Source organism: Fulvitalea axinellae (assembly GCF_036492835.1).
Classification (GTDB): Bacteria; Bacteroidota; Bacteroidia; order Cytophagales; family Cyclobacteriaceae; genus Fulvitalea; species Fulvitalea axinellae.
In genome coordinates this window covers 3195909-3208739 of the sequence record NZ_AP025314.1, presented here as the reverse complement: position 1 = coordinate 3208739, position 12831 = coordinate 3195909, and the positions used below count along the sequence as shown (strand labels likewise).

The 12831-nt window shown below is 38.8% G+C and carries 2 protein-coding genes; both read left to right on the top strand.

The window, feature by feature from the left end; all coding sequences use genetic code 11:
• Positions 1-71 precede the first annotated feature (71 nt).
• Positions 72-11471, top strand: a complete 11400-nt coding sequence (locus tag AABK39_RS12040) for a contractile injection system tape measure protein (RefSeq protein WP_338391601.1) — start codon at positions 72-74, stop codon at positions 11469-11471.
• A complete protein-coding gene (locus AABK39_RS12035) occupies positions 11462-12823 on the top strand; it encodes an ATP-binding protein (protein WP_338391600.1) in 1362 nt (453 codons plus the stop codon). The genes AABK39_RS12040 and AABK39_RS12035 overlap by 10 nt, the downstream gene beginning before the upstream one ends.
• Positions 12824-12831 lie beyond the last annotated feature (8 nt).

Genomic DNA, 12831 nt, shown 5'->3' with positions numbered 1-12831 from the left:
TTTGGGGGAACCCCGTTTTCTGGAATAGAGATCTTATTTGATTGGTGATTTTTTGAAATATAATTTTTCCTATGGCTAAGAATCTACATAGAATCAAAAAGTTGCAAGTGCAGATGCAGTTTTCCGGTAAATCTGATGCCTGGAATTCGGAGGAATTGGTGCGGAGGGTACGAAGGGGGCTGGAGAGCAGGTTAGAACCCGTACTTGATGAGGTAGCGGGGCCGGATTCTTTATTATATCTGCCGGAATTGGTTTTAACGTTTGATTTGGGAGAATCCGTAGATTCTGAAAGTTTTGCGGAAAGGGTGGCGACCCAATTAAAGGAAGTGCTTGATGAAAGAAAACGAAACCTGTCAAAAACGGAATCGGTAGAAGAGCCCAGCGAAGAACGGCCGTTTTGGAAAAAGGATTATATGGCCGGAGAATTAATGACATACCTGCGCCACGGGTATGTGGAGGATTCGAGGGTTTTGGACGAAGCGTTTAAAGATCCCGAAGCGATTTCCGAAACGATGGAAAGTTTGAATAAGCTTTCCAATACGGAAATGAATCGATTGTTTGGGGCTTTGAGCTATGATTCGCTTGTGACTTATTGGAATAAAAAAGCGGGACGAAATCTGATACCTGTGTCCCGAAAAAGCCTTTTGCGGACACAGTTGCGTTGGGGTGTGGAGCGTTTTGACGGAAGTGCGAAAGGTAAGCTTTTGGAACAGAGGATTCTTCGGTTTTTACACTTGTTGCATAAGGAAACTCATTACACATTGAGTTTTTCGGAAACGCGCAGGGCTGTTGGGTATTTCCTAAAAACGGGATTGGCCGAACGAGATATTTCTAGACCATTTTATAGAAGTGATATTCGTGATTTTTTGGATTGGAATAGAGGTCAGGAACGGAAGGAAAGAGAGAATAATTGGGTGAAAAGTGACTACGCTTTTCTATATGACGATTTTGATGTTCTTCAATATTATCTAGAACACAAAAGGTTACCGAGTTGGAGTGGTCTTATAGCGGGAAATATTGCCGAAATACTGGTTAAAGGAATATTGTCTTCCCAACACGGAAAAGAACGTGTCCGTGAATTTTTCGGAAAGCTAAGGACACGAAATCAGTTGTCATTTTTTGGTCGCTGGGCAAAGGCGTTGGGAATTGATGTTTTTCGAAATCTGGTGGAAGTTGTAGGAACTGCTTCGGCAAGAAGTGTGGACAGGTTGATGCGTTTGAGAAGAACGTTTCAAAGAGGCGGTTTCTTAAGCGGAAGCGTGGATGAATTAATAAAAGAACAGCTTTTTGCCTTCGCCACGGGAGCGGGTACACGTCTTGACGCTCCATTTTACGCTTTGGTATTGGAACGCGCAGGAAAAGAGATTGGGCGATTTGTAAATCAGGAAAGCCCAGAATTGGATATTTTCTATTCCAAAGTAGCCGAGATGATGAAAGAGGATGATGTGGATACCAAACCTGGACGTGCTATGATTGCTGGAATAGAAAGCTATTCTTTTAAAGCTTGGTTATTGTCCAGGTTGGATTCGGCCTTGGCGGGAGTTGGGAAAGCGTTGGAGACATTAGATGAAGGAAGCATTCCTGTTGGGCAATTATCAGTTTTCAGAAAGCGAATTACCGAGTTGGTTAGAAATGAAAAACTTACTGGTAAAACGTTGACAGAGTTAATCGTAGACTCTTTCGAGTATCCAATTTTTGTATTGGAAGAATACGGTGTAATGGAGGAATTTCAGAGTATTCTTGTTTCGGTAGGAGAAAAGGGATTTGATTGGCAAAAGGCTCAGGGTGAGTTTGTTTCCGAAAGAACGGAAGAGGAAAAGAAAAAATTAAAAATACTTTCCGAAAGAATAAGTGAAAATGCGGAGGATCGCTTACGTATTGAAAAGATAGTGAATGCGGTTTACGGTTTGATTCCGAAAGGTCTTTCGAATTCAAATAGAATCGCTCGTTTTTTTCATTTAGTGAAAGAGAATTTAAGGGATGCGGGGCTTTGGGAAACGGATTTTTCTGAAAAAATACAGAGTCATTTAGCGGACTTGTATGTTCAGGATAGTAGTGTGTCGGTTGATTTTTCGGGTTATACGCCGGATGCGGTAAAGGTTAAGAGTTTTGTGGGCTCTTGGAGATATCTTTTTGTGGAAGTCGGTAGGCCAGAGTTGAGAGATGCGTATGAAAAAGATATACAGAAAGTTTTAAGCGAAAATATAATATCAGATCCGGTTTCGGCACATCGAAAGCTTTTAGAAATAGCTTTAAAACTTTATCAGCCTACAGTTAGGGAATTAGAAAAGTGGGAAACGATTCTGATACAAAGAAGCGAATCGGAACGAGGGATAAAAGAAGTGTTTTCTCATGCTAAAGTTCGTTTACGCCTTGTAGAAGGGGTTCTGGCCAAACGAAAAGAAATAGCGGAACGGGTTGTCCGTAAGGTCGAGTTGTTTATTAATAAAAATGAAGTTCGTGAAACTATAGATTCGTTATTCGATGAAATAAGATTTCAGGTTAAAAAGGAAGTGGTGCCGACAGTACAAGAAATGTTGGAGACTGTGGAGTTAAGGTTAGAGGTTCTTGTAAAAGGTGATGCGGAGAAAAGAAAGCGAATAAAGGAAGTCATACAGCAAGAAAGCATTACTGGCGATTCTCCAAAACGTAAAAATAAGAGAATGCCTTTTGGAGAGGTTGACGGGCTCAAAACTATAATCACATTTTTAAGAGGTGGTGTTTGGTTAGAAACTAAAGAGACGGAAACACCGGATAAAGTTTTAGTGCAGCTAATAAAGCAGGGACGAGGCGGTCAATTGTTAGGGAGCCTGAGGTTAGGTGGTTATCCAATCGATTCAATTAACCGTTTGGTTTTTCAGTTTGGTATGGAGTCTCAAAAGCTCTTATTGGAAGAGATTGCTAATGATATTCCCAAATTGGAATGGATTGCGGATCAAATTATTTATGGGCCTATTAAAAATGAGAAGCGTCCGATCGTTTTTCGTGAATATGTAGCCTTGGTTCTGGAGTTTTATTTTTCAGACGAAGGTTTGTTTGATACAGATAAAATTCAAACAGAATGGCGAAATAAATTATTGGAAATAGATGCCCTTGAAGAAAGCGAAAAGCTTTATTGGGCAAGGGCGTTGAGCGTAGTTGGCGGATGGGAAAAGCCTGCGGTTAAGCCAATTCAATTATTCGGAAAGGAGCTAGAAGTAAAAGAACAATTAGAAGTCTTTTTAAAAACAGGTTTTGGACCAGATTCAGAAACGTTGAGCGAATTAGTCGGTAGGTTGGACGAGTCTGCTCTAGTCGAAATTATGGAATCTGTAGGTTTTGAGGAAAGAAGCAGATTCTTTTTGGTTGTTGATTTCGAAACGTTATCAAAGTGGATTAAAAAAACTGAGAAATACGATTGGGCGATATCTATATACGCAAGATTAGAATCTGTTTCTGTAACGTTAACAGGCTCTAAGGAAACGGGTCAAATTATATTGCGAGAAATTCTATCAGAGTATCAGGAATCGAAAGATACGGAGCAAGAGCTAAAAAAAGCTATCCAACGAATTAAAGACAAACGAGAAGTTCAGCGTGAATGGAAGCGCATTTTGAAATGGATAGAAGATTTTGACCTGGAGGCTGAGGCGTCTCAACAGCTCGAAGTATTTGAAACTGAAAAAGCCAAGGAGGTAGAACCTGTTTCTCAGTTAGTTCAAATTGTAATCAATAGAATGATTTCGCTCGATAGGCCTGTGTCTGAGTTAATTGAGTTGACTCTGGAGACGGGTAAAGGGTTGGAGTTATTTAACGGATTTATTCAAAATGGAATAGAAGCGGATGAATTGGCTGATGGAGTGAGTTATTATTTTTCGGAAGCGCAAATACGCCAATGGGTTGAATCAATTATTGGCCTCCCTCAATGGGTCGAAAGTTCCGCAGTTTTTTTTGAAAATAATGAAGTTGAAAGAAATACAAACGAGATATTCTATTCGATACTTAAAAAGGCTTTTCATAAAAAGTCAATTCATCTGACTGAGATGGTTTGGGAAGAGGTTTTGTTAAATCAATTGCCGAACGAGTCTAGGTTGCTGTTTGAGTTTATTCAGAAAGAGAAAAAGGGAATAGTTAAGCATACTGTTAAGGAATTTCGTGTTTTGTCGATGCTTGAAAATCAAGGGGATGAAATTGCTTCTGAATTAACAATTAAGGGTATGCGTTACCGTCTTTTTCAAGAATTGAAAGGAACAGCTGAAACACATGTTATTTATGATATAGAGAAAGGCGAAGTAGAATTATTTGAAACCCTTTTAAAGGAAACGAGAGAGGAAACTATTTTGGGATATTTAGCTATGAGGCTAAATCAGAATTTTATTAAGCTTAGTTTACGACGTACCGTTTCTTCGATTTCGGAATGGCCGGAAAAACAAAAAAGTGAAGTAGCCGAAAAGATAGAAAGAGCAAAAGAATTGGTCTTAAGAGAGACGGCGTTTAATTATTGGAGATCGAAAGATATAACAGTACTGTTTGAAAGGGTATTGGAAGGAGCATCAGAACCAAATTCGGTTTTAAAAAAGCCTTTTTCGGAACTCCAATCACTGTTTAAAAGTGCGGGTATAACCGATATAGTGCAAAAGTGGAATTCAGAGACGCAAACTTCACGTATACAATTTGTTCACGATTGGTTTTCTGGGAAACTAGATACTCTTTATGAAAATGTTAGGGGGCTAGTCGCTGTTATCGAGAAAAATAAAATTGATTCGATAAATGATATAGAAAGCATTTGGTTTGAGAGTTTACTTGAGAACTCATCTTCAAAAGATTCAGTTCAGGTTTTATTCCGTGTGTTGAAGATTGATGTTCGGGAAGAACATATACTGGCGGAGCTTGATAAAAGGGTTTTTGAACCGATTGAATTACAAAACCTATTAATGCCTGATGCTCTTTTCAAACCGGAACAGCAAGAAGTGTATCAGGATGTTCAGCTAATGGAAGTAGAGCTTTCAGAAATAACTTTTGATAAGCTTAGAACAGTATATAAACGGGGACAAAGCCAGAAGATTCATACATTCTGGAATTCAGCAACAGATAAAGTAAAGTCGAATCTAATTCGAACGTGGTTTTCGGGAGAGTTAGATATCCTTTTTTCAAATATTTTGACTTTGGCAAGTACACTAAGTCAAAAAAGGGTATCCGAGAAAGGGGATGTGAAGTTGGATACGATATGGTTTGAAAGTGTTTTGACAGATACGTCGATTGATGAAGCAACTTTGGGCTTTATTGTATCTTTGGTCCCTTCTTTATCCGGTAAGGTTGGTATAGAGGATCTGAAAGTAAGCCATTTTGCTTGGAGCGAAGTGGTTCAAAATGAAACTGTAAATGATATTCATTTACAGTCCATATCACTAATTTCTACATTAAAAGAACAATTAGATCGGAATCCACATCGATTAGAGGCATTTACTATCGATAACATCGAGAGTTTATTCGGTCAAGGTTATTCATATGCCATTGTAGAAAGCTTTTTAAGAAGAGATCGTTCGGATCAGGGAAATTTGATTAGGCATTGGTTCGATGATTCGTTTGCTTTTGTTTTTTATAATATAAGTAGTTTCAGAGATCAAACAGACTCTGAAAAAGTAAAAACACACGTATTTATTGAACGGGCTTTGGCTTATCGGCGGAAACCTGTAAAAGAGTTTGCTACCCGAGTTTTTACGGAAATAAGGAATATTCGATTATCAGAATCGGAGGCCCTTTCTGTGACCAAGGGGCGGATTCCGGGCATTTATTGGAAAAAAAGAGAATTTAAACACACACAAATATTAGCTAAGGCTACATCTGCCAACACTCCTTTTTTAATGTTAACCGATGCCTTAAGCTCTGAAGAATTGTTGAGCCATGCGTTAAGTTGGGCGAATGAAGAGAAAGCAACTTTTGTTTCTGACATTCGCATAAAACCAATTGCTTCGTTGCTTGAAGACAAACTATCAGATCAAGCTTTGTTAAGACTATTTGATAGTTTAGTGCCGGAAGGAAAAACTGTTCTGATTAATATCCTAAACGCTGTAAAGTATGCTCAAAAACTCTTTGGTAAAACTTCTAAGTTTGAGCGTAGACGAATTCTAACTTCACTTTTAGAAAATGCATTAATACAGCCAAAAGCAAATCGATCAGAAATTGGTTTCATTTCGGCATTAACCGAAAAGGCTGGCTTTGAAGTGAAATATATTAAGACTCGTGAAATTCAGGAAGTTGAATTAAAGGAATCATATTGGGAGTTTAATAAATCATTTTTCGGAGAAGAATATAGAGCTTGGGTTACCGAGCTATTAGATAGCAAGAAATTATTTGAGGAAAGGGAAATTAACAAGTCGGATTTTCAATATGTATGGAATGAGTTACCTAAGAATCGACTTCTGGACTCAATCCGGCAATTCGATAGTAATAGGGAGTTGTTGGAGAGCTTAATCCGGATTTTTGGGACACAATACGCTTTTGCGTATGAAAATGTAGAATTAATTTTTCAAGAATCTCAACAAGAATTTGGGGTAAACAATATTAGGGTTTTCGTTACGGCAATGCTGGATGGACCGAATGAAAGCGCTAACAATGTGGCTTGGCGAATCGTATCAAATCAAGGCCTGAATAAAGCCCGTAGAGCAGAGGTTGACCTTTCTAAAAGAATGACAAAGCCTCAAATTGATCGACTTTTGTCAATTAAGTCTGATTTTGCTGACAAGTTAAAAAGTACTCCGTTTGAGTATTTATCTCTTTCGGATTTTTATATCGATTCTGATGATGATTACGAATTATCGCAGAAACAGGTATCGGAAAGGTTTGGTATTGCTTTAAAACTTAATGAGTTTTTCGAAAGAGATATAGAGCTGATTCCTTTTTTTGAACGGGAATATGGAAAAGAGACTGTTCACATTTATACAAACCTTGTTTTAGTCAATGAATTGCTCTCACCAAAAGGCTTTTCTCGTGAAAGGGAGAAGTTGATTTTCGAATTTTTATCAGTTGATAAAAGCTTTTCCAAAAAGCGGAAAGAGTCTTTCTTAAGAAAGGTTTGGAACAATCTAAAATGGCCAGTTATACAAGAAAGTAATATTGAAAAAGCGGTAGAAGGCCTACAAAATAAAGCGTATTGGAGCGAAGCGTTAGCTGAGGCTAAGTCATTGGAATCCCTGCTGTCGGATATGTCGGAGCTTAGCGAAGATGGATTTGATAAACTAATTCGAACGCATGACACAATAGATATATTTAAAGGGTTACAAGAGGAGGAAACACGAAAAGTATTTTTTGTTACTGCCGAGAAGTACGCAAGCAAAGAGCAGATTAATGTATTTAGTAGGTTTAATGATCTGGTAAAAACCGTAGACGGGCGGTTTCCTTTGTTTTTTGAATATGATGAAAGTGAGTTAGTTTTAATCCGTTTGAAAGCGATTAAAGGTCAATGGACAAAACAGGAGACGGTTGATTCGTTAATAGTATTTATTAAAAGTGAGGGGCCGACCAAGTTAAGGGTTAAAACAAACTTGTTGAAAGACAGTGACTCCTTCACGAAAGACGAATTATTGGATTGTATTGCGGAGCCTGTTGCCGTTAAGCTATTAAATAGATTTTCTAAGACTTCGAATCCACGTCAATTAAAGGATTGGTTACTTGGGGAATTCACATATTTAGAAATTAAAAGGGCGATTCAAACACCTTTAGGGCAGGATGTATCGGCATTGTTCCCCAAAGTTTTTGATTTGGAAACCGGGGGGCAAGTTGTTATAGAATGGTTAGGGCCAAAATATCAGATTGCTGTAAAAAATCTTACCGAATCGATAAATGCACTAGTGGATAAAGGCCTTGCGGAACTTGATCTGGAAAAGAAAATACGGATTCAGTTATTTGATGAAGTTTTTAATAAACAGTCTGAGGGCTTATCGCCTGAGGTCTTTCTCCAAAACATTTTCTCTGTAGAGCCAACACAAGCTTTCTCCATTTCCCTTATCAATGATTTGATTTATGTTGGAGAATCTGTCGCAATAGAAAAGATTAGGAGAGAGTGGCTTTCTATTCGGCTGAAAGAGTCAGCGATAAAAGGCGACTCTGGAAAAGTGATAAAGAGCTTACGCCTAGTGAGCCAAAACGATGTTCGGAGTGTTCTGAAAAGCGCGGGAACAAGAGTAATTATGGCTATCAGGTTGAATGAACTTGAAAATGAATTACCAAAGTTAGTTAAGCGTTGGTTTGGCGAGGAAACAGGAAACGCGCTGTTCAATTTAATCGAATTCACAAAGGCTTTTTATTTAGAGAAAGAGGATAAGTTGATTCAAAGATCCGTGGATGCATTCTTTATGCCAATCCTTGAATCTTCATCTCAACGCATTTCACCAGAACGAATATTGGCAGGGGCTTTTTTAAGTCAAGGTTTTGGTATTCCCGGGCATTTTTTTCTTAGAAATTCAGTGAAAAGACTCAAACCTGAAGAGATTCAGGCGGAGGTACTGAGAAAAAGAGGATCGGTTGTTCCTAACGATAATAATGATTCAATTTTTGAAATATTTTCAGAGAATCAAGATTCAGATGAAATCTTCGTTAGGCTTAAACGTCTTGATTTACGGGATATAGTTGGTTCCTTTAAAATTGGAGGAAAGCACTTGGTGTCGCGAAAAATCTCAAAGTTAGGATGGGAAAGGACTATTACTCTTGTAAGGCTGTGGAGAGGTGATTCGTTCGCTCAGGTTTTCCGAAATGTTCAGAACCTTTTTGATAACGGGTTAACCGTTTCGGTAGGAGAAGAGCCTTTTAGAAGGGTAATGATTGTTGATTTTTTCGAAAATACAGAAAGTGTAAAAGCCTTTTCCAAATCCGTGGTTTTGAAATTAGGATTCGAAAAAACGGATAGGTTTTATGAGCGGTTGACTTCTCCTAATATGGATATTCGTCAAATGCTTCATCAAGATTCTGAAGCTATTTCTGGTCAATCCCCAAAACTATTAGGTTTTGATTTGCTACTATCGGTTTCGTCAAATAATTCCTTTGATAGCTGGGTTAAATCAATAGTAAAGTTTCAGCCTGTTGAGATTATTGACGCAATGAGCCTAATTCCAAAAGAATTGATTCTGGATTGGGTTGTTGATAAAGTGGATTATGCTGGGATGAAATTTTGGGTTAGTTCGTGGTATGGAAAAGAATGCGCGGATGCTTTCGAAGAAACTATAAAGGATACTCACCTTAGTATAAAAGAAGTATTGAGTTTTTGGAGTGATATCCTTCTAAAAAAAGACTTTAAAGGGCGACTAGATAAATTAGAAAGATCGGTAGAGCCTATTGTTAGTTTACCTATAGAGAGTGGAACAGAAAGCGGAGTAGACTTATTGCTTTTTATTAAAACGGGTTCGGAAAAGTATTGGGAGCGATCATTTTCAAGGCTTAATCATACTATTAAATCCCAATCGGTAATAAAGGTTATTTCGGAAACCAATAGAGTAGCTGACGATAAGTTTTTAAGGTGGGAAAGGTTATTTTATTCTGTATCGGATCAGGCTGTAGAAGAAATATTTCCAAGAATTTTTAGAGCAGATATTTATCCGGAGTTGTCTAAGTTAATAGAGGAAATTGATACTAAACAACAGGCCTGGAACAGTGTCGAAGCGCCTTCAGCTGAGCTGAAAAAAAGTATCATTCTTTGGCGAGTAAAAGGCTCAAAAAATGAAAGGTTCTTAATGCAAAAGGCGTTTCAGTATATCAGCCTGCGTTCAGGCGAAGAAGAATCCTTATTGCTAGAATTGACAGGGAAGGAAGTTCGGTTTGAAAAGTCAGAAGACCAGCTTTTTGATGTACGGAGAGAGGAAATAAGGGAGAGGGACGCTTTGGTTTATCGGCTTGATAGAGGCGTTTGGCCGTTTTGGTTTAAACCTAAAGCTGAAATGCCGTTGCCAAGAGTAACTTCGGAAATCTTAAGGAAATGGCATGGTGATTTTGGAAATAAGGATTGGGTGAACACAACGCATATCCATAAGTTATTAGCGAACAGGTTTAATGATTCTGATTATAAGCTTTTTCTTAAGGATTACTCTCCGAACTTGGGGGTCTTTCCGGCTTTGATAGAGAAGTTTATCGGACAGGCGGAGGATAGTCTCCGACCTGTTGAAGTCCGATCGATAGTTCTTGAAATCTTATTAACAAACACATTTACCAGCAGAAAAGAATTGATAGTTGAGGTTTTCGCTTATTTCATTAAAAAAGGGAAAAAGGTTACTAAGTTATCGAATACAGTCCGTGGGTATTTATTGAGAAAAGGAGATCTGGAAAGTACAATTGCCCTAAAAGAAATAACGGAAAATCCGCAAGTGGTTGATGGGGATTCTATTGTTAATACGGAATTCAAAATATTCAAACCTGAAGATGTCGTTCGTTATGTTTTTCGTTTTGGGTCTTTACCTGTTTTTATCGAAGAAAAGGAGGTTTTAAAATATATCGGTGTAATACAACTGAGAAGTTTAAAATCGATTATAAAATCATTTTTGAATGATTCCGAAAACGATAAGCCATCCCTGCCTGAAATCTATGGTGAGTTTGCCACAAAACGAATTTTCGGGGTTGGTTTTGACAGTTTGGTTCGTTTTGATCGGGAAACACTTTCCGTGTTAGAATCAGAATCCAGATTTAATCCTAGTACACGATCTCAATGGGAGCATATCGCTATGCTTTATTTTGAAAAAGAGCATGGGAGTTTTATGGATTACGCCGAAGAATCTGTGAAAATCAGATTAGAGAATGTTGCGGTGTATGAAGGAACGGAGTATGGCAAGGTTCTGGGTTGGTATCTTGAAAAGGTTTCACAAGCCAAGATAGGGGCGCAACAGGTCGCTGTTTCGGAAAAGTTGGCTTTGGCTTCTTCACCGCCTATTGTTGATGAATCGGAAGAATTAGTTAATAAGGAACTGGAAGAGGTATTATTCGAACCGAAACGGCCTATACCGATTCCCGACGGGATGTTGGTGAAAAACTCCGGTCTTGTGATTCTTTGGCCTTATATGGTTTCTTATTTCCGTAAACTGGATATGTTGGAAGGCCGGCATTTTAAAACCAAGGAATTAGCGAAACGAGCTACGCATTTAATGCAGTTTCTGGTTACGGGAGAAGAGGAGACGCCCGAGTATTTAATGTCGTTTAATAAATTCCTGTGCGGGCTCCCGTTTGATGAGCCATTGGAGCCCGAAATAGAAATGACAGAAAAAGAAAAGGAGTTGGCGCTATCGATGTTGAATGATATTGTTGAACGATTATCATTAACGAGTAAAGATCCGATAAGATGGTTTAGGCAAAAATACATGAAGCGAAACGGAATATTGTATTATAAAGAAGGCTGGAAGCTTAATGTGAAAGAAATAAAAAACGATTTGGTTTTAAGTCTTTTGCCCTGGGGGTTTGGAATGCTTCAATACCCTTGGATGCGTAAACCCTTAAAAGTGGAATGGGAATGGAGGTAAATCCGAATGTCCGTACCTTAGAGGCGGAACTTCGCTGGTTTAGCGCAGTGCTTGACACGCGTATGAAGCTGTATTTTGGCGAAGGTTGTGAATATCGGGATGTGGAGGACGTTCCGGCTCCTAACCTTGAGCGGGATCCGTCCATTTATGCGCAAATAATCAATGGTTTCAAATTCAGCAGAGCGGAAAGGCTTATTCTTTTATTGGGGTTGGTTCCTCATGTAATGCCTCAAATGCTCGACGTGTTTTTCACCAAAAATAAACTCTACGATAGAGCTTATACTGAGTTTGGAGGTGCCCCGACCACATATTTCCAAGGCTTTTTGCCTACAGGGGAAACGGCCGCATTTCTTGTTTCAGGAAGTAACTTGGCGAAAAGAACCAGAGTTTTAACCTTTTTTGAGGATGAACACCCTTTTAATAAATACAATATTCTAAAACTGGATAATAACCAGCAACAAGATAATCCGGAAACGCCTTTAAGCGGTATGTTGCGGATTACCGAAGAATACTTGAGTTATCTGATTACGGGTAAACCTTTTAAACCGAATTATACCAGTAAATTCCCCGCTATCCGGATTTCCACAAAGCTCTCGTGGGATGATTTGGTTTTTGATGACCATGTATTTAACGAAATCCAGCAGATAATAATGTGGTTGGAAAACCGCCCCAAGATTATGGAGGAATGGGGGCTTTCCAAATTTATAAAACCAGGTTACAGAGCGCTGTTTTACGGACCTCCGGGCACAGGTAAAACACTTACGGCCAGCTTAATCGGTAAGTATACGAACAGGGAGGTTTATCGCATCGATTTATCACAAGTTATATCAAAGTATATAGGTGATACGGAAAAAAACTTGGCGACTATTTTTGATACAGCGGAGCATAAAGACTGGATCCTGTTTTTTGACGAAGCAGACGCGTTGTTCGGAAAACGGGCGCAACAAAGCGGAAGTTCCGGTTTTAGCGAACAGCATCTTAACCAGCAGGTGGCTTATCTCTTGCAGAGAATAGAAGATTATGACGGAGTTGTCGTTTTGGCTTCAAACCTTAAAGATAATATCGACCCGGCGTTTCAACGTAGGTTTCAGTCGATGGTATATTTCGCCAAACCGGAAGTGGAACAAAGGCATAAACTCTGGACTAGCGCTTTCAAAGGTTTAAGGCTTGATAGCGGAATTGATTTTATGGAAGTCGCCACGCGTTATGATTTGGCCGGAGGAGCGATAATAAACGTATTGAGATATTGCGCCTTAATGGCTACCATGAACAAGGACGGTATGGTGACTTTGAAAACACTTTTAAACGGTATAAAGAAAGAGTATATAAAAGAAGGTATAGCGGTGGAATGATTTTTGAT

Excerpts from the sequence above, each read along its gene's own strand:
- AABK39_RS12040 (WP_338391601.1), top strand. The coding sequence starts at position 72 with ATGGCTAAGAATCTACATAGAATCAAAAAGTTGCAAGTGCAGATGCAG.
- AABK39_RS12035 (WP_338391600.1), top strand. The coding sequence starts at position 11,462 with ATGGAGGTAAATCCGAATGTCCGTACCTTAGAGGCGGAACTTCGCTGG.